The organism is Aeromicrobium sp. S22 (genome assembly GCF_009661045.1).
Classification (GTDB): domain Bacteria; phylum Actinomycetota; class Actinomycetes; order Propionibacteriales; family Nocardioidaceae; genus Aeromicrobium; species Aeromicrobium yanjiei.
In genome coordinates this window covers 425620-449310 of sequence record NZ_WJWV01000001.1, presented here as the reverse complement: position 1 = coordinate 449310, position 23691 = coordinate 425620, and the positions used below count along the sequence as shown (strand labels likewise).

The 23691-nt window shown below is 71.2% G+C and carries 25 protein-coding genes and 1 riboswitch; of the genes, 11 read left to right on the top strand and 14 right to left on the bottom strand.

Features of this window, described 5'->3' with window-relative positions; translation table 11 throughout:
• Position 1 precedes the first annotated feature (1 nt).
• Together GEV27_RS02210 and GEV27_RS02205 are read right to left on the bottom strand one after the other, a co-directional pair.
• Positions 2 to 988, bottom strand: a complete 987-nt coding sequence (locus GEV27_RS02210; RefSeq protein ID WP_153933369.1) for an aldo/keto reductase — start codon at positions 986 to 988, stop codon at positions 2 to 4.
• A 7-nt stretch (positions 989 to 995) separates the two neighbouring features.
• The gene (locus GEV27_RS02205) at positions 996 to 1388 is read right to left on the bottom strand and encodes a MerR family transcriptional regulator (RefSeq protein ID WP_153933368.1); all 393 of its coding nucleotides are present in this window, start codon (positions 1386 to 1388) and stop codon (positions 996 to 998) included.
• Positions 1389 to 1502: 114 nt separating this feature from the next.
• On the opposite strand from GEV27_RS02205, the gene GEV27_RS02200 reads away from it, so the two are divergent.
• The gene (locus GEV27_RS02200; RefSeq protein WP_153933367.1) at positions 1503 to 3317 is read left to right on the top strand and encodes a glycosyltransferase; all 1815 of its coding nucleotides are present in this window, start codon (positions 1503 to 1505) and stop codon (positions 3315 to 3317) included.
• A 9-nt stretch (positions 3318 to 3326) separates the two neighbouring features.
• On the opposite strand, the gene GEV27_RS02195 is transcribed toward GEV27_RS02200, so the two are convergent.
• Positions 3327 to 4046 (bottom strand): TetR/AcrR family transcriptional regulator, encoded by a 720-nt coding sequence (locus tag GEV27_RS02195; protein ID WP_208430983.1) that lies wholly within the window; start codon positions 4044 to 4046, stop codon positions 3327 to 3329.
• A gap of 92 nt (positions 4047 to 4138) precedes the next feature.
• Between GEV27_RS02195 and GEV27_RS02190 the strand changes: the two genes are divergently transcribed.
• The 3 genes from GEV27_RS02190 to GEV27_RS02180 all read left to right on the top strand — a co-directional run bounded on the left by GEV27_RS02190 (position 4139) and on the right by GEV27_RS02180 (position 7528).
• Positions 4139 to 5584, top strand: a complete 1446-nt coding sequence (locus GEV27_RS02190; protein WP_153933366.1) for an MFS transporter — start codon at positions 4139 to 4141, stop codon at positions 5582 to 5584.
• Between the two features lie 83 nt (positions 5585 to 5667).
• A complete protein-coding gene (locus GEV27_RS02185) occupies positions 5668 to 7047 on the top strand; it encodes an APC family permease (RefSeq protein ID WP_153654598.1) in 1380 nt (459 codons plus the stop codon).
• Between the two features lie 28 nt (positions 7048 to 7075).
• Positions 7076 to 7528, top strand: a complete 453-nt coding sequence (locus GEV27_RS02180) for a universal stress protein (protein ID WP_153654599.1) — start codon at positions 7076 to 7078, stop codon at positions 7526 to 7528.
• A gap of 87 nt (positions 7529 to 7615) precedes the next feature.
• Here the strand turns inward: GEV27_RS02180 and GEV27_RS02175 are convergent, their stop codons facing one another.
• Positions 7616 to 8653 carry an NADP-dependent oxidoreductase gene (locus tag GEV27_RS02175; RefSeq protein WP_153933365.1) on the bottom strand — a complete coding sequence of 346 codons (1038 nt, stop codon included), beginning with the start codon at positions 8651 to 8653 and terminating at the stop codon, positions 7616 to 7618.
• A 57-nt stretch (positions 8654 to 8710) separates the two neighbouring features.
• Between GEV27_RS02175 and GEV27_RS02170 the strand changes: the two genes are divergently transcribed.
• Genes GEV27_RS02170 through ligD form a run of 3 tightly spaced genes read left to right on the top strand, consistent with a single transcriptional unit; the run spans position 8711 to position 11339 of the window.
• Complete coding sequence (locus tag GEV27_RS02170; protein WP_153933364.1) at positions 8711 to 9547, top strand: hypothetical protein; 837 nt, start codon at positions 8711 to 8713, stop codon at positions 9545 to 9547.
• 20 nt (positions 9548 to 9567) lie between these two features.
• Positions 9568 to 10383: a hypothetical protein gene (locus GEV27_RS02165; protein ID WP_153933363.1), complete on the top strand. Its 816-nt coding sequence runs from the start codon at positions 9568 to 9570 to the stop codon at positions 10381 to 10383.
• Positions 10384 to 10385: 2 nt separating this feature from the next.
• The gene (gene ligD, locus GEV27_RS02160; protein WP_153933362.1) at positions 10386 to 11339 is read left to right on the top strand and encodes a non-homologous end-joining DNA ligase; all 954 of its coding nucleotides are present in this window, start codon (positions 10386 to 10388) and stop codon (positions 11337 to 11339) included.
• A 30-nt stretch (positions 11340 to 11369) separates the two neighbouring features.
• On the opposite strand, the gene GEV27_RS02155 is transcribed toward ligD, so the two are convergent.
• Positions 11370 to 11801, bottom strand: a complete 432-nt coding sequence (locus GEV27_RS02155) for an organic hydroperoxide resistance protein (RefSeq protein WP_153909916.1) — start codon at positions 11799 to 11801, stop codon at positions 11370 to 11372.
• Between the two features lie 84 nt (positions 11802 to 11885).
• Between GEV27_RS02155 and GEV27_RS02150 the strand changes: the two genes are divergently transcribed.
• Genes GEV27_RS02150 through GEV27_RS02135 form a run of 4 tightly spaced genes read left to right on the top strand, consistent with a single transcriptional unit; the run spans position 11886 to position 15148 of the window.
• On the top strand, positions 11886 to 12455 hold the full coding sequence (locus GEV27_RS02150) for a TetR/AcrR family transcriptional regulator (protein ID WP_153654605.1): 570 nt from the start codon (positions 11886 to 11888) through the stop codon (positions 12453 to 12455).
• Positions 12456 to 12492: 37 nt separating this feature from the next.
• Positions 12493 to 13005, top strand: a complete 513-nt coding sequence (locus GEV27_RS02145; protein ID WP_153933361.1) for a mismatch-specific DNA-glycosylase — start codon at positions 12493 to 12495, stop codon at positions 13003 to 13005.
• 38 nt (positions 13006 to 13043) lie between these two features.
• A complete protein-coding gene (gene cobT / locus GEV27_RS02140) occupies positions 13044 to 14135 on the top strand; it encodes a nicotinate-nucleotide--dimethylbenzimidazole phosphoribosyltransferase (protein ID WP_309221981.1) in 1092 nt (363 codons plus the stop codon).
• Positions 14135 to 15148 carry an enoyl-CoA hydratase/isomerase family protein gene (locus GEV27_RS02135; RefSeq protein ID WP_153933360.1) on the top strand — a complete coding sequence of 338 codons (1014 nt, stop codon included), beginning with the start codon at positions 14135 to 14137 and terminating at the stop codon, positions 15146 to 15148. The genes cobT and GEV27_RS02135 overlap by 1 nt, the downstream gene beginning before the upstream one ends.
• Positions 15149 to 15286: 138 nt before the next feature.
• Here GEV27_RS02135 and cobU read toward each other — a convergent pair whose 3' ends face one another.
• The 9 genes from cobU to GEV27_RS02090 all read right to left on the bottom strand — a co-directional run bounded on the left by cobU (position 15287) and on the right by GEV27_RS02090 (position 23689).
• A complete protein-coding gene (gene cobU, locus GEV27_RS02130) occupies positions 15287 to 15817 on the bottom strand; it encodes a bifunctional adenosylcobinamide kinase/adenosylcobinamide-phosphate guanylyltransferase (protein ID WP_153654608.1) in 531 nt (176 codons plus the stop codon).
• Positions 15818 to 15891: 74 nt separating this feature from the next.
• Positions 15892 to 16455, bottom strand: coding sequence for an antibiotic biosynthesis monooxygenase (locus GEV27_RS02125; protein ID WP_153654609.1), 564 nt, complete (start codon positions 16453 to 16455; stop codon positions 15892 to 15894).
• A gap of 89 nt (positions 16456 to 16544) precedes the next feature.
• A complete protein-coding gene (locus GEV27_RS02120) occupies positions 16545 to 16748 on the bottom strand; it encodes a cold-shock protein (RefSeq protein WP_056208020.1) in 204 nt (67 codons plus the stop codon).
• A 143-nt stretch (positions 16749 to 16891) separates the two neighbouring features.
• On the bottom strand, positions 16892 to 17722 hold the full coding sequence (locus tag GEV27_RS02115; RefSeq protein ID WP_153654610.1) for an ECF transporter S component: 831 nt from the start codon (positions 17720 to 17722) through the stop codon (positions 16892 to 16894).
• Positions 17719 to 19302: an ABC transporter ATP-binding protein gene (locus GEV27_RS02110; protein ID WP_153933359.1), complete on the bottom strand. Its 1584-nt coding sequence runs from the start codon at positions 19300 to 19302 to the stop codon at positions 17719 to 17721. The genes GEV27_RS02115 and GEV27_RS02110 overlap by 4 nt, the downstream gene beginning before the upstream one ends.
• Positions 19299 to 20399 (bottom strand): CbiQ family ECF transporter T component, encoded by a 1101-nt coding sequence (locus GEV27_RS02105; RefSeq protein ID WP_153933358.1) that lies wholly within the window; start codon positions 20397 to 20399, stop codon positions 19299 to 19301. The genes GEV27_RS02110 and GEV27_RS02105 overlap by 4 nt, the downstream gene beginning before the upstream one ends.
• Positions 20400 to 20407: 8 nt before the next feature.
• Positions 20408 to 21268 (bottom strand): hypothetical protein, encoded by an 861-nt coding sequence (locus GEV27_RS02100; protein WP_153933357.1) that lies wholly within the window; start codon positions 21266 to 21268, stop codon positions 20408 to 20410.
• The gene (locus GEV27_RS02095) at positions 21265 to 22821 is read right to left on the bottom strand and encodes a prenyltransferase/squalene oxidase repeat-containing protein (protein ID WP_194944106.1); all 1557 of its coding nucleotides are present in this window, start codon (positions 22819 to 22821) and stop codon (positions 21265 to 21267) included. The genes GEV27_RS02100 and GEV27_RS02095 overlap by 4 nt, the downstream gene beginning before the upstream one ends.
• A 64-nt stretch (positions 22822 to 22885) precedes the next feature.
• Positions 22886 to 23021: riboswitch (cobalamin riboswitch) on the bottom strand.
• Between the two features lie 56 nt (positions 23022 to 23077).
• On the bottom strand, positions 23078 to 23689 hold the full coding sequence (locus GEV27_RS02090) for a hypothetical protein (RefSeq protein ID WP_153933355.1): 612 nt from the start codon (positions 23687 to 23689) through the stop codon (positions 23078 to 23080).
• Positions 23690 to 23691 lie beyond the last annotated feature (2 nt).

Here is a 23691-nt window from a genome sequence, read left to right as displayed (position 1 = left end):
GTCAGATGGTCAGCCCCTTGAGGGCTGCCTCGGGGTAGCGCTCACCTGCCGTGACCCCGACCGGCGCCGCCTCGTCCAGCGTCGCCAGGTCGTCGGCCGTGAGCTCGATGTCCGCGGCGGCGACGTTCTCCTCCAGGTAGGTCCGACGCTTCGTGCCGGGGATCGCGACGACCCCGTCCTGGTGCAGCACCCAGGCCAGCGCGAGCTGGCCGGGGGTGACGCCCTTGCCCTCGGCGAGGGACCGCACCCGGTCGACCACCGACAGGTTGGCCGCGAGGTTCTCGTCGGCGAAGCGCGGGCTCGTGCGACGGAAGTCGTCGGCGTCGAGATCGTCCGCAGACGCGATCTTGCCGGTCAGGAGACCGCGGCCGAGGGGTGAGTACGCCACGAAGGCGATGCCCAGCTCGCGGGTCGTGTCGAGCACGCCGTTGACCTCGGGCGAGCGCTCGAACAGCGAGTACTCGGTCTGCACCGCCGTCAGCGGGTGCGTCGCGTGCGCGCGCCTGATCGTCTCGGGCGACGCCTCGGAGATGCCGAGGTAGCGGACCTTGCCCTCCTGGACGAACTCGCTCAACGCGCCGAACGTCTCCTCGATCGGCGTGTCGGGGTCGACGCGGTGGATGTAGTACAGGTCGATCGTCTCGCGGTCCAGGTTGCGCAGCGAGCGCTCGAGCGCCTTGCGCAGGTACGCCGGTGAGCCGTTCGGCCCGACCCGCTCGCCGTGGTCGCCGATCTCGACGCCCGTCTTGGTCGCGAGCGCGTACTCGCCGCTCCGGCTGCCGATCGTACGAGCGATCAGCTGCTCGTTGAGGAAGGGACCGTACATCTCGGCGGTGTCGATCAGGCTCACCCCGAGATCGAGAGCGCGGTTCAGCGTCGCCGCCGACTCCTCGTCGTCCCGGGCGCCGTAGAACGCGGACATGCCCATCGCGCCGAGCCCCTCGACGCTGGCCTCGAGCCCCTGGCTCCCCCATGCGGTGGTCTTCATCTGGCCGTCACTTCCCTTCGGTCACTGCTGATGTGTAGTAGTCGATCTTGCGATTGATCGCCTCGAGGTGCGTCTGGACCTCGGCCAGCTGCTCCAGGACGTGCACCCGGTGGGCCTTGAGGATCGCGAGCCGGTCTCCTTCGCTGCCGTCCACGCGATAGAGCTCGACGAACCGCTTGATGTCGCGGATCGGCATGCCCGTGCGGCGCAGCATCACGAGGGTCGCGAGCCAGCGGAGGTTGTCCTCGCTGTAGCGACGCTGACCGGACGGCGAGCGCCCGGGACGGTGGAGGGTCAGACCCTCCTTCTCGTAGTAGCGCAGCGTGTCGATGCTGAGACCGCTCATCTCGGCGGCTGCGCTGATCGTGAGTCCCTCCGGAGGCACCTCGGTGACGGTCATGGATCCAGCATGGCCCTTGGAGCGCACTCCAGGTCAAGGCCGCCGCTTGCACAACCCGTTCAGGGGTATGTCCATCGCACGCACGTGTCGTGCGCCGGACACGGGAGGTGCGAGATGTCGGCCAAGGTTGCCGTGGTGGTGCCGATCCACGACCAGGAGGCCTGGCTGCCGGCGGCGCTGGAGAGCCTGCGCCACCAGCGCCTCACCGACTGGGAGTGCGTCATCGTGGCCGACGGCTCGCCCGGCGACACCGCAGCAGCGGCTGCCGCGATCCTGGACGATGCGCGGGTGACGCTCGTCGAGGACGCCGCCAACCGCGGCCTCGGTGCGGTGCTCAACCGTGGCCTCGACCTCACCTCCGCACCGCTGGTCGCCTACCTGCCCGCCGATGACGTCATGCACGCCGAGCACCTCGCGGCGCTCGTCGAGGCGCTGGAGGCCGATCCCGCAGCGCCCTTGGCCGTGACCGGGCTGCGGCACGACACGGATCGTACGACCACCGGACGCATCGAGGGCGAGCCGCTGCAGCTGGTCCAGGTCATGCACCGGCGCACCGCCGACCGCTGGGTCGAGCGGGACGAGCTGACCACCGACGACCTGGACCGCATGCTCTGGGACCGGCTGCTCACGGCGGGACCCGCCGCCACGACCGGCCGGGTCACGGCCACGTGGTCGTCGCACCCCGGTCAGCGTCACCGGCTCATGCGGGAGCCGTGGGGCGGCATCAACCCGTACCGGTCGCGGTACGGCGTGACCGCGCCCCTGCGGTTCCACAGCACCGCGGGTCACCTGCACGACGAGGTCGAGCACTACCGCACGTTCCGCGAGCGCCCGCCGACCCCGCGCGCCCCGGACGGCCTGCGCATCCTGCTGGTTGGTGAGCTCGCGCACAACCCCGACCGCGTCCTCACGCTCGCCGAGCGGGGACATGAGCTGCACGGGCTGTGGACCGACCGGCCACTGTGGTTCAACACGGTCGGGCCGCTGCCGTTCGGGCACGTCAGCGAGGTGCCGCGCGAGGGCTGGCGCGACGCCGTCCGCGAGCTGGCTCCCGACGTGATCTACGGACTGCTCAACTGGCAGGCCGTGCCCTTCGTGCACGAGGTGCTCAGCGCGGACCTCGGCATCCCGTTCGTGTGGCACTTCAAGGAGGGGCCCTGGTTCAGTCGGGAGCACGGGCACTGGCCGATGCTTGTCGACCTGCACACCCGCACCGACGGCGTCATCTACTCCAGCCCTGAGCTGCGGGACTGGTTCCACGCCACGGTTCCGGCCAGTCGGACCCGGCCCAGCTGCATCGTCGACGGAGACCTGCCCAAGGCCGAGTGGCTGATGGGCGAGCAGTCCCCGCGACTGTCGGAGCGGGACGGTCAGGTGCACACCGTCATCGCGGGACGCCCCATGGGCCCGCCCTCGGAGGTCGTCGAGGAGCTCGCGCGTCACGACGTGCACCTGCACGTCTACAGCGAGAAGGGCCACGCCCAGATGCGCGAGTGGGTGACCGAGGTGCGCCGCGTCGCCCCGCGCCACCTGCACCTGCACCCGCAGGTCGACCAGGAGGACTGGGTCGCGGAGTTCTCGCAGTACGACGCCGGCTGGCTCCACGACGTCCGCAGCACCAACGGCGGGGACCTGCACGCAGCGACCTGGGGCGACCTGAACTATCCCGCACGCATCGGGACGTACGCCGCGGCGGGCGTCCCGATGATCCAGCGCGACAGCCACGGCTCGATCGTCGCGAGCGAGCAGCTGATCCGCGATCTCGACCTGGGCTTCACCTGGCGGGAGCCGTCCGACCTCTTGCAGAGCCTCCAGGACGCCGAGCGACTCGACCGGCTCCGCAAGAGCGTGTGGTCGCAGCGTGACCGGTTCACGTTCGACGCGCACACCGACCAGATCGTGAGCTTCCTGCGGGCCCGCTCGTCCTGACCCGCGGGGTCAGCCCTCGGCCTCGAGCCGCAGGCCCGCCAGCAGCAGGTCGAGCCCGGCCCGGAACTGGTCCTTGTCGTCGTGGTGGGCGAACTCGTCGGCGATCTGGTGCACGAACGGATACTGCTCGGGGTCGAGCCCGCGCCACAGATCGGCGAACCGGGCCAGGTACTCCTCGCGCCCGACCTCGCCGTCGACGACCTCGCGCGGCGGCTCCTGCCCCAGGTCGGCCGCGGTGCCCACGGTGTACCCCACGATGGCCGAGACGGCGTGGAACCGCTGGCGCGGCGTGAGGTCGAGCCGCAGGGTCACCTGACCGAGACGTTCGTACAGCCGCATGGTGTTGGGCTGCAGCAGGGAGTTGCGCATGAAGTAGGCCGCGAGCCACGGCCTGACCACGATCGCGTCGAACATCCGCACGGCCATCGTCCGCAGCTCGTCGATCGGGTCGTCGGCGTCCGGACGCGCCTCGAGCTCGGCCAGCAGCGGACCGACCGCGTGGTCGGTCGCGAGGTCGAGCAGCTCGTCCTTGCCCGAGACGTACCAGTAGATGCTGCCGACGCCGCCACCCAGACGTCCGGCGAGCGCGCGGAAGGTGAGCGCCGGCACCCCGGCCTCGTCGAGGAGGGACACCGCCTCGTTGAGGACTGCCTCCATCGAGTGCGAGGCGCGGCGCCGGGGGCCACTCGGGCGCTGGGGACGGGAGCGGGGGGTGACCATGCCGCTCATTCAACCAGACCCTTGCCATTGACCGAACGTCGTTCTATTGTATCGAACATCGTTCGTTACTCGAACGTCGTTCGATTCGAAAGGGCGACCACATGTCGACCACGTCTTCACCCACCCGCACGTACTCCTCCCTGCGATCCGCCTGGATCCCGCTGACCGCCTTGTGCCTGGCCTTCTTCGTGGAGATGGTCGACAACACCCTGTTGACCATCGCGCTGCCCACGATCGGGCGCGATCTCGGCGGTGGCACGACCGCCCTGCAGTGGGTCACCGGCGCGTACTCCCTGACGTTCGGCGGCCTGCTGCTGACGGCCGGGTCGATGGCCGACCGCCTCGGGCGCCGCCGCGTGCTGCTGGTCGGGCTCGCGGCGTTCGGCCTGATCAGCCTGTGCGTCGTGGCCGTCTCCACGACCGGCGAGCTCATCGCGCTGCGGGCAGTCCTCGGCCTCGCCGCCGCCGCGATGGCGCCGATCACCAACTCCCTGGTGTTCCGCCTGTTCGACGACCAGGCCCTCCGCATGCGCGCGATGACGCTGATGATCGTGGTCGGCATGTCCGGCTTCATCCTCGGACCGGTGCTCGGCGGCACGGCCCTGGCTCACGTCAGGTGGGAGTGGCTGCTCGTCGTCAACGCCCCGCTCGCACTGATCGCCGCGATCGGCGTACGCCTCGGTGTCTCGCCGGACCGGCGGGACGACCTCACCGACGATGCGCTCGACCTGCCCGGCGCTGCGCTGAGCATCGCTGCGATCGGCCTGGCCTGCTACTGCCTCACCAGCGGCGTCGAGCACGGCTGGCTCTCGGCCGTGACCCTCTCCTCGATCATCGGCGCGGTCGCCGCAGCCATCGCCTTCGTCAGGCACGAGAGCCGCACACCCGCCCCCATGCTCGACCTCACGCTGTTCCGCAACGGCACCCTGCGGGGCGCCGCCCTGGCACAGATCGGCACGTCGATCGCGATGGCCAGCGTGATGTTCGGGCTGATCCTGCACTTCCAGTACGCATACGGCTGGAGCCCGATGCGCGCCGGTCTCGCCAACCTGCCCATCATCGTGACGATGATCGCGGCCACCCCGGTGTCGGAGTGGCTCGCGCGCAGGTTCGGCCACCGGATCGCGTGCCTCCTGTGCTCGGCCCTCATGGCCGGCTCGCTCGCAGGTCTCGCGTGGGGCGTCGACCACGGCTACGCGCCCATCGCGGTCGCGATGGTCGTCATGACGATCGGGATGCGCACCGTGATGACGATCTGTGCGGTCGCGCTGGTCGAGGCCATGCCCGCGAACCGGACCTCGATCGGCACCGCGCTCAACGACACCGCGCAGGAGGTCGGTGCGAGCGTCGGCACCGCGGTGGTCGGCACCCTCATCGCGGTGCTGGTCACCTCCCGGCTGCCCGCCGGCACGTGGAGCAGCGAGCTCGTCGCGTCGTTCTTCCACGGAGAGCGCATCACGTACGCCGTGCTGGCCGCGGTGGTCGGGCTCCTCGCAGCCGCCGGTGCGCTCACGCTGACCGACTCGCGCAGCACGGACGAGCACTGAGCGGGGCGACACCTCGGTGCGCCTACCGCTTGCACGCACGGCCCGTCGGCGCAACCATGGGGCGAACTACTTCGGGGGCTCTCATGACGGACCAGTCGGCAGCACCACAGACTCAGGACGAGCCCGAGGGTGAGCTGCAGCGCTCGATCACCGGCCGCCTCCTGTTCTTCTACGTCCTCGGCGACGTCCTCGGCTCGGGGATCTACGCGCTGATCGGGGTCATGGCGTTCACGGTCGGCGGCGCGTTCTGGATCTCGTTCGCGGTGGGCGTCACGATCGCGCTGCTGACCGGATTCGCGTACGCCGAGCTGATCACGAAGTATCCGCAGGCCGCGGGCGCGGCGCTCTACGCGCACAAGGCGTTCGGCAATCGTGCGGTGACGTTCCTCGTCGCCTTCTGCCTGCTCGCGGCCACGATCGCGGCCGCCGGCACCCTGGCCCGTGTCTTCGGCGGCATCTACTTCAAGGAGTTCGTGGACGGCATCCCCGTGGCCGTCGTCGCGATCGCGTTCATCGTGGTGCTGTCGCTGCTGAACTTCCGCGGCATCACCGAGTCGGTGTGGGCCAACATGGTCATGACCCTGATCGAGACCACCGGGCTGCTGATCATCCTGGTCATCGGCGGGACGGTCCTGGCCGAGGGCGACGCCGATCTCGCCACCCCGTTCGAGCTCAACGACGGCAACCCGGGTCTCGTGGTGCTGAGTGGCGTCGCCCTCGCCTTCTTCGCGATGACGGGCTTCGAGAACGCGGCCAACATCGCCGAGGAGACCCGCGAGCCCAGCAAGGTGTTCCCGCGGGCCCTCCTCGGCGGCATGGCCCTCGCAGGCGTCCTCTACATCGTCATCGCCTTCATCGCCGCGATGGTCACGCCGCTCGCGGACCTGACCGCCGACGAGGGAGAGAGCGGCAGCCTGTTGACGGTCGTGCAGGCCGGCCCGCTGGCGATCCCCGAGCTGGTGTTCTCGGCGATTGCGCTGGTCGCGGTCACCAACACCACCTTGGTCTCGCTCGTCGCCCAGTCGCGCATCATGTACGGGATGGCGCGCCAGGGCGTGCTGCCGCGGGTCTTCGCTCGTACGCACTCGAGCCGCCACACCCCCTGGGTCGCGATCATCTTCACCTCCGCGCTGGTGTGCCTGCTGCTCGTGACCGCCGACGTCGACCGGCTCGCGACCGTCACGGTCCTGTTCCTGATCGTCGTCTACGCGATGGTGTGCGTCTCGGCGCTCAAGCTCCGAGGCTCCGACGTCGACCACGACCACTACACCGCGCCCACCGCGCTGCTCTGGATCGGCGCGGCCGCCAACGCCGGGATCCTCGTCCACACCGTGATCGACGACCCCGGATCGCTCATCTGGTGCGGCGGCATCCTCGCGGTCGGAGTCGTCCTGTACTTCCTCAACAACGCCGTGATGAAGCGATCGAGCCCTCACGTCGACGACCCCGTGTCACCCAGCTGAGCGTCAACCGCCCGATCAAGGAGACAGCATGCACGTCATCATCGCCACCGACGGTTCCCAGCAGTCGCTGCGCGCGACCCGCTACCTGCGCAGCTTCGCCGATTCCGAGGCCATCACGTCGGTCGGCATCGTCGCCGTGCTCAGCCCGCTGGCCGCGGTGCCCTTTGCGGGCGACGCCACGTCGGAGAAGAACGAGGCCGCGGAGGTCTCGTTCCGCGACGCTGCGAAGCAGGCCACCAGGGAGGCCGCGGCCCTCCTGGAGGGTTGGGGGCCCAAGGTCACGACCCACGTCCGAAGCGGCAACCCGGCGACCGAGATCGTCCGGGCAGCCAAAGCGAAGAAGGCCGGGCTGATCGTCATCGCGAGCCAGAGCAGCCGCGCGGAGGCCGTGCTGATGGGGTCGGTGGCCCACAAGGTGCTCAACCACGCGACCTGCCCGGTGCTGGTCGTACGACCCGGGGCCAAGAACAAGCGCAAGTAGCGCCGGCCGCACCCAACCCAGATGTGCGGAGTCCTGCACCGTTCTGAGACAAAAAACCGTGCAGAAGTCCGCAGATCGGGGCTGGGGTCAGCGGGTGGGGTCGTCGCTCACCTGGACCAGCAGCTTGCCGAAGTTCTTGCCCGTCAGCAGGCCGAAGAACGCCTCGGGCGCGTTCTCGAGCCCCTCGACGACGTCCTCCCGGTGGCGCAGCGAGCCGTCCGCGAGCCAGCCCGCCGCGTCCTTCTGGAACTCCTTGTAGTGAGTCTTGACGAACTCGGTCTGGATGAAGCCCCGGATCGTCAGGCTCTTGGTCAAGATCGCCTGCATGAGCCGGGGCATGCGATCGGGACCGGCCGGCGCCTCGGTCTCGTTGTAGTGCGCGACGAGCCCACAGACCGGCACGCGGGCGTACGTGTTGAGGCGCGGCAGCACCGCGTCCCAGACGTGGCCGCCGACGTTCTCGAAGTAGACGTCGATGCCGTCCGGCACCGCGGCCTTGAGATCGTCCTTGAACGTGGGCGAACGGTGGTCGAGGGCGACGTCGAAGCCCAGCTCCTCGAGCCAGGCGACCTTCTCGGGACCGCCGGCGATGCCGACGGCGCGCGCGCCCTTGATGCGCGCGATCTGGCCCACGGCCGAGCCGACCGGGCCGGCGGCGGCCGCGACGACGACGGTCTCACCGGGCTGCGGCCTGCCGATCTCGAGCAGTCCCGCGTACGCCGTGAAGCCCGGCATGCCCAGAACGCCGACTGCCGTCGAGATCGGGGCGCGCTGCGGGTCGAGCTTGCGGACCTGACGCGCGGTCTGCACGCCGTACGCCTGCCAGCCCAGGTGCGACAGCACGATGTCACCCTCGGCGAGCGAGGGGTCACGTGACTGCACGACCTGCGCGACGGTGCCGCCCTGCATCACGGCGCCGACCTCGACCGGGGCGGCGTACGACTTGGCGTCGCTCATCCGCCCGCGCATGTAGGGATCGAGGGACAGGTAGATCGTGCGGAGGAGCACCTCGCCCTCCGCCGGCTCCGGCATCGGCACGGTCTCGAGGCGGAAGTTCTCGGCGGTCGGCTCCCCGTGGGGGCGTGAGGCGAGCAGGATGCGGGTGTTCTGCGTGGTGTCGGTCATCCCCGCCGACACTACCCGCGCACCCCGCCCCGCACTGATCTGCACGACACTGGGTCCATGACGCAGAGCAGGCCCTTCTGGCGGGCGATCGAGGCCATCCACGATGTCGTCTACTTCGCCCCCGGCGCGAAGGAGCGGTTCGAGGCGGTCGGCCTCCGGGGCTACTGGATGGGCTATGTCGCGTCCCGGTCAGCGGCTCTCGGGACACCGTCACCCACAACCGTCGTCGCGCTGTTCCACGGCTTCGCGCCGGCCGTGATCGAGCGCGCGCTCCCCGACGCGTGGTCCCTGGCCTCGCGCGACGACGTCCTCGCGACCCGGTACGCCCTGGCGCGCGAGGGCCTCGCGCCGGCCCTCGAGGGGTCCGACGTGGCGGCGATCGTCCGCGCACTCACGCTGCTGCTCGAGGGAGTCGACTTCGCGGGCAAGCCGCTGGCCGCCGCGCACGCGGACCTGCCCGCGCCCGACGACGAGGTGGGCCGCCTGTGGCACGCCGCGACCGTGGTGCGGGAGTATCGCGGCGACTGCCACGTCGCCGTCCTCACCGCCGCGGGGCTCGACGGCTGCGCGGCCAATGCCCTCGCAGTGGCGGCGGGGCTGGTGCCCGACGCGCAGCGGACGTCCCGCGGTTGGTCCGAGCAGGAGTGGGACTCGGCAGTCGGACGTCTCGGCGCGCGAGGATGGGTCGACGCGACGGGCACGATCACCGACACCGGTCGCGCGGCGCGGGCCCAGATCGAGGACACGACCGCCCGGGTCTGCGCCGCGGGGCTCGACCGGGAGGCGACCGCCCGGGCCATCACGGTCGAGGGCGCGCTTGTCGACATCGCACGCCGCATCGAGCAGATCGGCGCCCTGCCCTATCCCAACCCGACCGGCGTGCCGCGACCCTGAGCCTGGGCCACACTGGTGCGGTGATCCTCCGCAGAAGCTTCTGGCACGCCGTCGAGACGATCCACCACGTCGTCTACTTCGCGCCCGACGCGAAGGCGACCTTCGAGCAGGTCGGCCTCAAGGGCACCTGGATGGGCTACTTCGCCTCTCGGTCGGTCGCCCTCGGCACACCGGGGCCGGAGGTCGTCATCGCGGCGTTCCACGGCTTCGCGCCGCGCATGGTGCACCGGGCGCTGCCGAGCGCCTGGGCGATGGCGTCCCGCGACGACATCCTCGAGGCCCGCTACGAGCTCGCCCGCCGCACGATCAAGCCCGGCTTCGAGGGCGTGGACGTGCCCGCGCTCGCCACAGGCCTGCAGTCGGCGCTTCCCGGCCTGCAGCTCGCGGGGCGACCGCTGGCTGCGGGACACGTCGGTCTGCCCGTCCCCGAGGACGATCTCGGGGCGCTGTGGCATGGGGCCTCCGCACTGCGGGAGCTCCGCGGCGACTCGCACGTCGCGGTGCTGACCGCCGCGGGGATCGACGGGGTCGAGGCCAACGTGCTCGCGGTCGCCGCCGGGCTGGCCATGACCGGACAGCAGCAGCTGCGCGGCTGGACCGACGAGGAGTGGGAGGCAGCAGCCGCACGGCTGCGAGATCGCGGCTGGATCGACGCCGCCTACGCGATCACCGAGGACGGCATCGCGGCGCGTACGCAGATCGAGTCCGACACGGACCGGGCCACGCAGGCCGCCGTCAGCGCCGAGGCGACCCGGCACCTTGCCTCCGTCGCGGATCTGGCCGTGCAGGCGTCCAAGCAGATCGTCGCCGCCGGGATCGACCCGACCGGGCACTGACCATGGCGTCCCCGGCGGTGGAGATCGAGGTGGGCCCGCGGGTCGTCCGCGTCTCCAACCCCGACCGGGTCTACTTCCCCGACCACGGCTGGACCAAGCTCGACCTGGTCGACTACTACCTCGCGGTCGGCGAGCCCATCGTCAACGCGCTCCGCGAGCGGCCGTGCATGCTCCACCGGTTCCCCAAGGGCCTCGCCGGCGACAAGGTGCACCAGAAGAAGGTGCCGAGCGGCGCTCCCCCGTGGCTCGAGACCGTCAGCATCCACTTCCCCCGCTTCGACCGCGACGTCGACGAGGTCTGCGTGACCGAGCTGGCGACGGTCATCTGGGCCGTGCAGATGTCGACCGTGGAGTTCCACCCGTGGAACAGCCGACGGGCGGACGTCGAGAAGCCCGACGAGTGGCGCATCGACCTCGACCCGGGGCCCGAGTGCGACTTCGCGACGGTCGAGCGCGTCGCGCAGGTGACGCACGAGGTGCTGGACGAGCTGGGGGCCACCGGCTTCCCGAAGACGTCCGGCGGGTCGGGGCTGCACGTGTACGTCCGGATCGCGCCCGAGCACGGGTTCACCGACGTACGCCGGGCTGCGCTCGCGTTCGCCCGCGAGGTCGAGCGGCGCTCCCCCGACGTCACGACGGCGTGGTGGCGCAAGGACCGCGATCCCCGCAAGCTGTTCGTGGACTACAACCAGAACGCGCGGGACCACACGATCGCAGCCGCGTACTCGGTCCGCGGCTTCCCCGACGGGCGGGTCTCGACTCCGGTCATGTGGTCCGAGATCGGTGACCTCGATCCCCACGACTTCACGATCGCGACCGTCCCGCCGCGCCTGGAGCGCCTCGGCGACCTGCACGCGGACATCGACGACGCGGTGTTCGACATCCGACCGCTGCTCGAGTGGGCCGACCGCGACGAGCGCGACGATCCGGCGAGCGTCATCCCGGACGAGGCGTGAGCCGTCGGCCCGGGACGACGTCGTGCCGGGTCAGGCGACCTCGACCTCGAGGGTGACGTCGACGTTGCCGCGGGTCGCGTTCGAGTAGGGGCACACCTGGTGCGCGACCTCGACGGCCTTCTCGGCGTCCTCCTGCGAGACGCCACCGCCGAGCTCGACGTGCAGCGTGATCGCGAGGCCGAATCCACCGGCGTCGTTCGGGCCGATGCCGACCTCGGCGGTGACGGCCGAGTCCTCGATCTGGACGCCGTGCTGCTTGCTCGACGCCTTCAGTGCGGAGTGGAAGCACGCGGCGTAGCCGGCAGCGAACAGCTGCTCGGGGTTGGTCGCCCCGCCGGCCCCGCCCATCTCCTTGGGGGTGCGGACGTCGGCGTCGATCAGTCCGTCGTTTGAGCGGACGTGGCCGTTGCGCCCGTCGCCCTCGGAGGTGGCGACGGCGGTGTAGAGGATCTGCGAAGGCATGAAGTCTCCCAAGAATTGGAGTAGACGAACTAGTACGTCTACTATAGAACCACGTCCCCACCCTTCCGCAAGAGCAGGTGCCACATGAGCGTCATCGAGATGAAGCCGGTCCGCGAGCGCATCCTCGACGCCGCGACCGAGCGCTACTACGCCGAGGGCATCCGCGCGGTCAGCGCGGACAAGCTGATCGCCGCCGCCCACGTGTCGAAGGTGACGTTCTACCGCCACTTCCCGAGCAAGGACGATCTCGTCGCGGCCTATCTCGCGGCCCGCGCGGCCGAGGAGGAGGACGCGATCACCACGCGGCGCCGGGCGTCCCCGGACGATCCGGGCGCGGTGCTGCGCTGGTACGCCGACCTGGTCGGGGAGGTCGGCTGCGCCCCTGGGTTCCGCGGCTGCCCGTTCATCAACGCCGCGGCCGAGCTGCCCGAGGCCGATCACCCCGGCCGCCGGGTCATCGCCGACCACCGCGCCTGGCTCGTCGCGCAGATCCGCGAGCTCCTCGACCAGCTGGACGTCAGCGACAGCGCGACCAAGGCCGAGCAGCTCATGATGCTCCGCGACGGCGCGATGGTGTCGGGCTACGTCGGCCGGCAGCCCGAGCAGGTCGCGGCCGCCCTCACGGCGGGTGCCCGCGCGATCATCGGTCGCTGAGCCGCGTCAGCGCCGCCCTCCGGGGTAAGGACCGGCCATGGACGTGCTGGACGACATCTGGACGCCGGGCATCGACCTCGCGATCTGCGGCACGGCCGTCGGCCCGTGCGCATTCGACCGCGGTCACCACTACGCCCAGCGCGGCAACGCGTTCTGGCGGCTGCTGCACGACAGCGGGCTGACACCCGAGCTGTTCACCCCTGCGGACGAGTCACGCCTCCCGGCGCTCGGGATCGGGCTCGTGGACCTCGTCCGCGATCTCGCCCCTCCGGACCCGTTCGACGTCGACACCTTCATGGCGACGCTGCGTGAGGCGCGTCCGGCCTGGATCGCGTTCAACGGACGGGTCGGCGCCGATGCCGTCGCGCGTACGCTCGGCGAGCCCCGGCCGGCGCTCGGACGCCAGCGCTGGACCATCGCGGACGCACGGGTGTTCGTGCTGCCGAGCAGCAGTGGTGCCAACCAGCGCAAGGACCACGGTGGACGACCGGACCGGCTCTCCTGGTGGTCCGAGCTCGCGTCGCTGGTCGCGGCGGACCGCGCGGCCTGAGGGCTCGGCGCGATCATGGGGTCGTATCGTGTCATCCCGTGCCCCCGCTGAGACGTCCGTCCACCCCGCCCGCAGTCGACGGCCTGGCCGCCGACCCGCTCCTTCACGAGCCGGTCACCCCGCCGTCCGCAGACGTGCGCGCGCAGGCCACGGCCCGTCTCGCCGCTCTCGCGACGCCCCCGGGCGCGCTGGGCCTGCTCGGCGATCTCGCGGTGTGGATCGCGACCGTCCAGGGCCAGGTGCCCCCGGCCCCCGTCGACCGAGTCCGTGCGGTCATCTTCGCCGGCGACCACGGCGTCGCCGACCACGGCGTCTCCGCGTTCCCCAAGGCGATCACGCCCGCGATGGTCCGCACGTTCCTGCTCGGCAAGGCGGGGGTGTCGGTCCTCGCGGCGCAGCACGGGGTGAGCGTGCGCGTGCTCGACCTTGGCGTCGAGGACGACCTCGACGGCGTCCCCGACGAGGTGACCGCCTTCAAGATCCGCCGTGGCAGCGGTGCGATCCACCTCGAGGACGCGCTGACCGAGGACGAGACCCTCCGCGCGATCGCTGCCGGCGAGACCGTCGCGGCCGAGGAGATCGCCGCCGGTGCGCAGCTGCTCATCGGTGGCGACATGGGCATCGGCAACACGACCCCCGCGTCCGCCCTCATCGCCGCGTCGCTGGGCCTCCCCGCGCACGAGGTCACGGGCCGTGGCACCGGGATCGACGAGGCCGGCCTGGTCCACAAGACCCAGGTCGTCCAGCAGGCGCTGGACCGCGCCGGTGACCGGGTCGCCGACCCGCTCGAGACCTTGACCGCGCTCGGCAGCGCCGACTTGGCGGCCGCCGCGGGGTTCATGGCTGCCGCAGCCCGCGCGGGCGTACCTGTCCTGCTCGACGGCGTCATCTCGGTCGCCGCCGCGATCATGGCCGAGCGGCTCGCACCCGGCGCCGCCTCCTGGTTCGCCGCGGGCCACCGCTCGACCGAGCCCGCGCAGTCGTTCGCGCTGGACAAGCTCGGGCTCGTGCCCGTCCTCGACCTCGGGATGCGGCTCGGCGAGGGCAGCGGGGCCGTCGCGGCCGTGCCGATCGTACGCTCCGCGGCCCTCCTGCTGTCCGAGGTCGCGCTGCTCTCGGATCTCACCTGATGTCCGGGTCGGAGCCCCTGGTCGTCGTCGAGCGCCGCGGCCGCCTCGGCGTGCTGGTGCTCAACCGGCCCCGGGCGATCAACGCGCTGGTCCCCGAGATGGTCCATCTCATGCAGCGTGCCCTCGACGACTGGGCCACCGACGACGACATCGCCACGATCCTGGTGACGGGGCGCGGCGACCGTGGGTTGTGCGCGGGCGGCGACCTCCAGGGCATGTACCGCTCGGCGCGCGAGGGGACCAAGGAGTCCGTCGACTTCTGGCGCGACGAGTACGTCCTCGACCACACGATCGCGACGTACCCGAAGCCGGTCGTGGCCCTCATGGACGGCCTCGTGCTCGGCGGCGGCGTGGGCATCTCGGCGCACGCCCGGCATCGGATCGTGACGGAGCGGTCGTCGGTCGGCATGCCCGAGACCCGCATCGGCTTCGTCCCCGACGTGGGCGGGCCGTGGCTTCTCGCCCGCGCGCCCGGCGACCTGGGCACGCACCTCGCGCTGACCGCCGCGAACGCGGACGGAGCGGATGCGATCGCCCTCGGCCTGGCCGACGTCCTGATGCCCAGCGACCGGCTGGCCGAGCTCGAGCTCGCGCTGGAGACCCAGGATCCCGAGGCGGTCCTCGACGGGCTCGCGATCCGGCCGCCGGCGTCCTCGCTCGCTGCCCAGCGGCCCTGGATCGACGAGGCGTACGCGGGGGACGACGTGCTCACGATCGTCGCGCGGCTCCGCAGCTCCGACGTCGACGCCGCCCGTGCCGCGGCCGACGACATCGAGGCCCGCTCGCCCACCGCGGTCGTGCTGACCCTGGCGGCCCTGCGCCGCGCCGCGACACTCCCGGATCTGCGCACCGCGCTCGACCAGGACCTCGCGGTCTCCACGTATCTCCTGAGCGTCCCCGACATGGCCGAGGGCATCCGCGCCCAGGTCATCGACAAGGACCGCTCGCCCCGCTGGGACCCCCCGACCCTCGCCGCCGTCGACCCCGCCCCCTTCACCCACCTCTTCACCTGACCCCGCCCCGCCCGTTCCCCGCTGCCGGTTGCCCGCTGCCGGTTTCCCACGGGACCGTGGGGTTTCGTCACTTCCCTAGCGTCACGACGCGAGGGAAGTGATCAATTCCCACGGGACCGTGGGAAACCGGCAACCGGGTCAGAGGCGGAGGACGCGGCCGGAGATGACGAGGAGGACGTCGTCGCACTCCTCGGCGATGCCTTGGTTGACGACGCCGAGGAGGTCGCGGAAGAGCCGGCCCGACCGCTGCTCGGGGACCACGCCCATGCCGACCTCGTTGGTCACCACGACGACCGTGCCCTCGTGCTCCGCGATCGCCCGGGCGGTCTCGTCGACCCGGTCGAGCAGCACGGGCTCCCACTCGTCGCGCAGCTGGTCCCAGCCGTCGAGCTCGTCGAGCAGCGCGGTCAGCCACGTGCCGAGACAGTCGATCAGCACGTCGCCCTCGGCGTCGCGCACCGCCGCGGCGAGATCTTGCGTCTCGACCGTCGCCCAGTGCTCGGGGCGCCGGGCCCGGTGGCTCTCCACGCGCGCAGCCCAGTCAGGATCGACGGCTTCGTCCGGCGGCGGGCCGGGCGCGACGTACGTGACGTGGGTCGAGGCGATCAGCAACGACTCGGCGTGGAAGGACTTTCCTGAGCGCACTCCGCCCGTGACCAGAACCTTCATGTCACCTCGCTAGGGGTCGAAGCGAGCCTAACCGCCGCCGGCCCGATCAGCCACCGCCGAGCGGACGCGCGACGTCACGCCCGGCCGCGATGCAGCCACGGGGCGAGCAGACCGGTCACCCACGGCAGCAGCACGTACGTCATCAGGGGCGTCATGACGCACACCGTCAGCAGCACCCGGGCGGCGAGCCACCAGTCGCTGAGGTAGACGCGACCCAACTCGTTGGCGACCAGGCTCAGGGGGAAGAACACCAGGAAGATTGCCACCATCTGCTTCCAGCGCGGCGGCGGCTGGGCCGCAGTCCGCAGGTCGGCCGCGTCGACGCTGGTCGGCTCGTCGAACCAGCCCTCGATCCCGGTGCGGTGCTCCCGCGACGCCTCGGCGACGAAGCCCTGGCCCGAGTCGAGCCACCACCGGCGTTGCGCCGAGCTCTCCCACGCCTCGAGGGACTCCGGCGAGTCGAACCGGTAGAGCATGTGCCACTGCGTCGAGTCCACCCCCGGGCGCACCCACCCCGACCCAAGGAAGCCGTCGAAGCGTTCGGCCAGCTCGGTGCCCGCCCGGAGCCAGGCGTGCATCTGGTCCTCCTGCGACGGATCCACGTGTCGCGCGATCGAGACGGTGACGGGTCCGGGCATGGGCCTCATCCTAGGAGTGCCGGGGAATGCAAAGACCCCCGGAGCCAGGCTCCGGGGGTCTTGCGGTGATCTAGTTCAGATCAGTGGGATCAGAGGGGACGGATGTTCGTCGCCTGCAGGCCCTTCTGGCCCTGCTCCACGTCGAACTCGACCTTCTGGTTCTCGTCGAGCGAGCGGTAGCCGCTCGTCGCGATGGCCGAGAAGTGCGCGAACACGTCCTCGCTGCCGTCGTCGGGGGCGATGAAGCCGAAGCCCTTGTCAGCGTTGAACCACTTCACAGTTCCTGTAGCCATTGTCTTGCTCCTTCTTGCGAATTGCCGTCCGCGCCTTTCGCGAACAGCCGTCGCGACACACATCCAACCGAGAAGAAATCAAGACCACTAACATGGAACATCATTCGTTCGTACAGCCCAACGTCGTGCAACTGATGTCTACCCTAGCGTGTTTTCGTCCCGATGTGGGAATCGGCCACCGAATCGACGTAGCGGGCGCGTCGCGATGCCCGCCGAAGCGTTGCAAGGACGGCAGGTCCGAGCACCACGAGAGCAATCGTGTTGGTGATCGCCCGCCCCGTGTCCCAGCCCGCGGTCGAGGTCAGGAGCGTGTAGATCCCGAAGCGGTGCAGGTTGTCCAGCAGGGGCGCGCCGGGTACGAACGAGAGACCGCCCTCGTGGCCGGGCACCTCGACGCCGAGCAGGAACGGCCATGACGACATGTTCATGAGCAGCCCGAAGAGGTAGGAGACCACGATCCCGTAGACGATCAGCACGGCGATCTCCGCACGACCGGTGAATCTGCGCGGCAACAGCCCCGCTCCCATCCCGATCCACGCCGAGGCGAGCATCTGGAACGGCATCCACGGCCCCACCCCCGAGGTGAGCAGCGCCGAGGCGAACAGCGACGTGCAGCCGAGCACGAATCCGAAACCGGCACCGAACACGCGCCCGGCAAGGATCAGCAGGAAGAAGACCAGCTCGATGCCCGCCGTCCCGGCCCCGAGCGCCCGCATCGCCGCATTGATCGCGGTGAGCACCCCGAGCATCGCCAACGCCTTCGAGTCCATCCCGCCCTCGGTCAGTTCCGCGACCACGACGCCCACGATCAGGGGCAGCAGCAGGAGGAAGAAGAACGGCGGGTCGACGCGGGTCGCGTCCGGGTCGGGCTGCAGCAGCAGCGGCCACACGAACATCATGAGGCCGGCGACGGACGCGACCGTGATGACCGCGACCGACCGGGGACGCACGCGGATCGCAGCGCCGGCCCTCATGCCAGCGCCTCCGCGACCTGCTCGACGGTCAGCCAGTCCGGGCCGAGGATCTTGGACACCTGCGGGGCGAACGCGGGCGACTCGGCCAGCACCTTGGTCGTACGCCCGGTGGACACGACCTCGCCCTCGGCCATGACGACGCACCTGTCGGCGACATGGGCGATGAACTCGATGTCGTGGCTCGCCACCAGCACGGCTCGACCCTCAGAGGTGATGGAAGCGAGGATCTCGGCGAGCGCGGCCTTCGCGAGGTAGTCCAGGCCCCGCGTCGGCTCGTCGAGGGCCACGACGGCGGGGCTCGCGGTCAGCACGATCGCCAGGACCAGCGAGAGCCGCTGCCCCTCGGAGAGATCGCGGGGGTGGACGTCGCCGCGGATGCCGGGGGCCAGCCGGTCGAGGATCCCCCGGCAGGTCCCGGACGCCGCCTCTGCCTGGCTGTCGGCAGCCGCACACTCCTGGTCGACGGACTCGAGGTAGAGCAGATCGGTCGCAGTCTGGGGCACCAGGCCGACGAGCGCGCGCGCCTGGCTGCTGGACAGCTCGCCGGGGTCCTGCCCGTGCACCGAGACCGAGCCGGAGCGCCGCTTGCCGGTGCCCTGCACCGCCCAGAGCAGGCTCGACTTGCCCGATCCGTTGCGTCCCATCAGCGCCACGACCTCACCTGCCGGCACCTCGAGGTCGACGTCGCGGACCGCGACCAACGAGCCGTACGTGACCGAGATCCCGGTGGCCGTCAGCAGCGGCGGCGCCGACTCGTCCGACGGGGTCCGCGGCGGCGTCAGCTCGCCGAGCGAGCCACGCATCCGGCGAGCCTCACGCACCGACAGCGGCAGCGGCGACCAGCGGGCCAGCCGGCCCAGCTCGACGACCGGAGGCGCGACGACGGAGTCGACGAGCATCTCGGCGGGCGGGCCGTCCCGGACGAGGCCGTCCTCGACCAGGACGAGCCGGTCCGCGAACGGGATGACCCGCTCCATCCGGTGCTCCGCGACCACGACCGTGAGCCCGAGGTCGTCGACCAGGCGCGCGAGAGTCGCCAGGACGTCCTCCGCTGCCGTCGGGTCGAGCGCCGACGTGGGCTCGTCCAGCACCAGCACCCGCGGGTGCATCGTCAGGACGGCGCCGATCGCGACGCGCTGCTGCTGACCGCCCGAGAGCGTCCGCAGCGGCCGCGATCGCAGCGCGGCGATGCCCAGCAGGTCGAGCGTCTCCTCGACCCGGCGACGCATCGTCTGCGGGTCCAGCCCGAGCTGCTCCATGCCGTACGCGAGCTCGTCCTCGACGATGTCGCTCACGAAGCCCGCGAGCGGGTCCTGACCGACGTAGCCGATGACGTCCGCGAGCTCTCGCGGTGCGCGGCCGCGGATCGACCTCCCGTCGACCAGCACGTCGCCGGCCAGCTCCCCGCCCGTGAAGTGCGGCACGAGGCCGTTGAACGTCCCGAGCAGCGTCGACTTGCCCGAGCCGGTCCGTCCGGCGACGAGCACCAGCTCGCCCTCGGGGAGGGTCAGGTCGACGTCGCGCAGGGTCGCCGCAGCCGCCCCGTCGTGGCGGAACGAGAGTCCGCGCAGCTCGATCATCGCCGCACCTCCGCCATCGGGTCGAGCACCGGAGGGGGCGTCAGGAAGGCCGGCACGACGCCGATCATGACAGCGAGCAGGGCGCCGGCCGACAGCGCGGGCAGCTCGGAGACCGACGACAGGATGACCGTTGGCTCCCGATCGGCCAGGACGCTCACCAGCACGGCGGGCAGCAGCCCTGACGCGACCGCGACGAGCTCTCCTGCTCGCCACCGGTCCGGCCGGTAGCGGGTCCGCTCGACGCGCCGCCCCGCCGCGACGAATCCGAGCGTGGCCAAGGCGATCCCCGCCAACAGCATCGGCCACGACAGCAGCCGGGGTGCCGTCGCATCGAGGAATCCGTACGTGCCGACGCACAGACCGATCAGACCGGCCAGCATCAGCGCGCCCGTCCAGGCCCGTTCCCGGCTGGTCGCCTGGCCCGACCGGCCATAGCCCCGCGCGTCCATGCCCGCAGCCAGCGTCATCGACCGCTCCAACGCGTCCTCCAGCACCGGCACGATGATGCGCCGCAGTGACGACACCCCCTTGCCCGGGTCACCGCGCAGCCGACGTGCACGGCGTACGCGCTGCACGCTCTCGGCCAGCTGCGGGAACACCGACAGCGCGACCACGACCGCGGTGCCGACCTCGTAGAGCGCAGGGGGCAACGACTTCAGCAGCCGCTTGGGGTTCGCGAGGGCGTTGGCCGCTCCCACGCAGATGACGATCGCGGCCAGTCGCATGCCGTCGTACAGGCCCCCCAGCAGGGAGTCCCGCGTGACCGCGCCGAGCAGGGTGATCCCCGCGGCGGCGTCCGGGAGCGGGATCTCCGGCAGCCGGAACAGCACCGGCCCGCCCCCGCTTCCCCCGACCAGGATCCGGAACAGCACGCGGATCACGACGATCGCGAGACCGAGGTAGAGGTAGATCCGAAACGACATCGCCCACGGGGCCTCCGTGCGACGCGCCACCACGACGAGGCAGACGACCAGCACGATCAGCAGGATCAGCACCGGATTGGCCATCTGCGACACGGCAGCCGCCAGCCCCAGGGACCAGAGCCACCAGGCCCCCGGGTGCAGGTCACGCGGCAGCACGGTCGACCGCTCGATCATCGTCGCCTTTATGACAGCCCGCCCGCCACCTTGCGCCGCCAGAGCACGAGCCCCGTGCCGCCGAGCAGCGCCACCGCGAGGATGCCGGCGACCCAGCCGAGCGAGCCCGAACCCTCTTCGGCCTCGGACGCCGTCCTGGCCGCGGGCTCGTCGCTGACCACGTCGGCCTGCGCTGACGGAGCAGCCGTGGGCGTGGCGGACGACTTCTCGCTGGGCTTCTCGGTGGGCTTCGAAGCCGGCTTCTTGGTGGGCTTCGGAGCTGCCGTGGTCGACGCGGACGGAGATGCCGCCGGCGCGCCGGCACCCGGGGTGGCCGAAGGCTTGGAGCTCGACCCGCCGCTGCCCGATCCCGACGTCGATCCGCCGGGCGATCCGGTGCTGCCACCACCGGACACCGGCGGCTTCGCCGGCGTGGACGGCGCGCGCCCCAGCGGCTTCACACCGGGGTACGTCTTGCCGTCGCCGTTCTGGAACACGAAGGCGACCCATCCCCCGGCCGGGACGGACAGCGAGCCGACCCCCTGGCTGGCGTAGGTCCAGCTGCCCGACGTGCCGTCGGACCAGAACAGACCCCAGTACGCAGTGGCGGGCGGCATGTTCACGCAGCCCGCGTCCGACGGCGCACCGTCGACCTTGCACACTGCTCCCGGCTGGCGCTGGACATACGTCAACGCGTGCCCCGCATCGCCGAAGTTGCTCGCGGCAGTGCCTCCGCCGTTCGCATCGCACGAGACGCTGGAACCGACGACGACGGTCACCCCGGCACCCTGCGGGCAGGCTGCCGCCGCGGCGGGGCCGGTCGCGACGACCAGCCCGCCGGTGGCTCCCGTCAGCACGGCGACGAGCAGCGTGGCGAGACCGCGCCTCATCTCGTGACCTTGAAGGTCCTGGACCCTGTGCGGTTCGAGAAGGCGCCCGTGACCTTGATCGCCTTCTTGCCCGCGGACGAGCCCACCGTGAACGTGTGGCTGAAGGTGCCCTTGGAGGAGGCCTTGCCCTTCTTGACGTCCTTGCCGCGGTACCGGATCGTGACCGGCTCGGCGGCTGCGAGACCCGAGACCGTGACCCTCTGGCCCTTGCCCTTCTTCACGGAGGCGGACCTCACCGACACCGGCAGCTTCTTGGCACCGAGGACCTGGACGGTGCCCGCGCCCGACCGCGACGCCCGGGCGCCGGTCACGGCGATCGTCCGCTTGCCCGTGCTCGTGGGCGTCGGGACCTGCACCGTGGCCGAACCGGCGTCGCCGGCCGTGCCGGTCACCCGTGCGCCGGGAATCGTGACCGTGACCTTCTCGCCCGCAGCGAGACCCTTGACCGTCACCGCGATCTTCTTGCCCCCGCTGACGAATCCGGTCGGCGCGGAGACCGTCAGCTTGGTCGCTGCGAGCTGGGCGTCGACCCCCACCGCGGCCTGAGCGGTGGCGCGGATCCACTGGTCCCGCGACTCCACGGTGATGCCGGCCGTCTTCCCGGCCGCGAGGGCGGCGTCGTCGAATGCGATCGCACCGAGCTCATTCGCGAGGAGGGTGTCCTCGCCGACCGCGTCGGTCACCTGGCGCGAGACGATCCAGGACGCAGCGCTGCCCGCAGCGCCCGGCTCGCCCAAGGTCTTGAGCGTCGCTGCCGCAAGTCCCGTGCTGTTGGTGTTGGCCGCGCCGTCGTTCAGGAACGACCCGTCCGGACGCTGCTGGTCGAGCAGCCAGTCGACACCCTCATCGATGTCGTCCTGGAGGCCGGGCTCTCCGGCATCCTGCGCCTCGTCGAGCGCCTGCAGCGCCAGGGCTGTCGCGTCGATCGTGCCCGCCCCAGTCGCGCACGCCTCGTCCTTCATGTCCGTACGGAACGAGCCGTCGTCGCACTGCTGCTTGAGCAGGTAGCCCACGGTGTCGTCCGCCAGGTCACTGTCCGCAGTCGACAGCGCACGAACCACCCATGCCTGTGTGATCGTGTTGGAGTAGTCGTCGCCCAAGTCCTTGGCCCGCCCGGCCGACGCGCCGGTCGTCACGACGCGCTGCTCGGCCTCGGCAATGAGGTTGTGCCCTCCGAACGCAGTGGCATCGCGGCCCGCGAGCTGGACCGTGACGGCCAGCTTGCCGGTCGCCCCCGCGTACTTGCTGTCCTCGTACTGCGTGTATCGAGTCGGGTCCTGCGCGAACGCGTCGAGGATCGTCGCCGTCGTGCCGGGCCGGGTGTCGAGAGCCTCCAGGGCGAGGGCGACGTCGAGGGTCAGGCCGTAGTCGTCGAAGTCCCACTGGGCGTTGTGGACGACTCCGTCGGTGAGCTGGTCGGCGAGCCAGCGTGCGGCGGAGTAGGCGTACGAGTTGGGCGCAGCCTGGGCGGACGGAGCCGCCACGACTGTTCCGACGGCGAGCGTCGGGGCGATGGCGGCCGCCGCAAGACGGCGCAGGGTCGTGATCTTCATGATTTCCTTCCGGCTGCAACACGGAAGGACTCGAAGGCCCGTCACGTGTGTTCCTCGACAGCGTGGATCGGTCATGCCCTCAAGCAGGTGCTCCGGCTCGCCACACGAGGTGGCCTACGGTTGCGGGTCAGCGCCGGACTTGGACCGGCTTCCCCTGACATGCGGGCGTATTGAGTTGTGCCAAGTGGCAGGAGGAATCTAACACCCGCCAGCGCCAGCACCTATCGGCGCTCCGGGCCCGCTCTCATCCTGGTTGTCACGTGACCCGGCGGCGCCGGAGCACCAGCCCCATCGCGCCGACCAGCAGCAGCCCGAGCCCACCTGCGACCCAGCCGAGCGAGGCGGATCCGTCCTCGTCCTCGGCGGCAGCTGGACCCGTCTCGGCGGGAGCCGACCCGGCCCCTTGCCCCGTCGCGTTGGTCGGCGCGACGTGGGGAGGGGTCCTTCGATCGGAGTCCTGCAGCTCGAACGCGACCCATCCGCCGTCAGGCACCTTGAGGGAGCCGACGCCCTGGCTCGCGTACGACCACTCGCCGCTCGCCCCGTCGGACCAGAACAGGCCCCAGTAGGCGTCGCCAGGCGGAGTGCTGACACACCCCGCACCGGCCGGCACGCCGTCGACCTGGCACACGAAGCCGGGCTGGCGCTGGACGGGTGTGAGCACGTGGCCCACGTCCCTGAAGCTGTCCGCCGCCGTCGCTCCACCGTCCGGATCGCACGACACGGTGGATCCGACGACCACCGTCACCCCCGAGCCCGCGGTGCACGCGCCGGTCGCGGCGGTCGCGGCCCAGCCGGGCTGGACGGCGACTGCTGCCGGCACCCCGAGGAGGACTGCGACGATCGCGCGGCCGGGACGCGAGATCACCG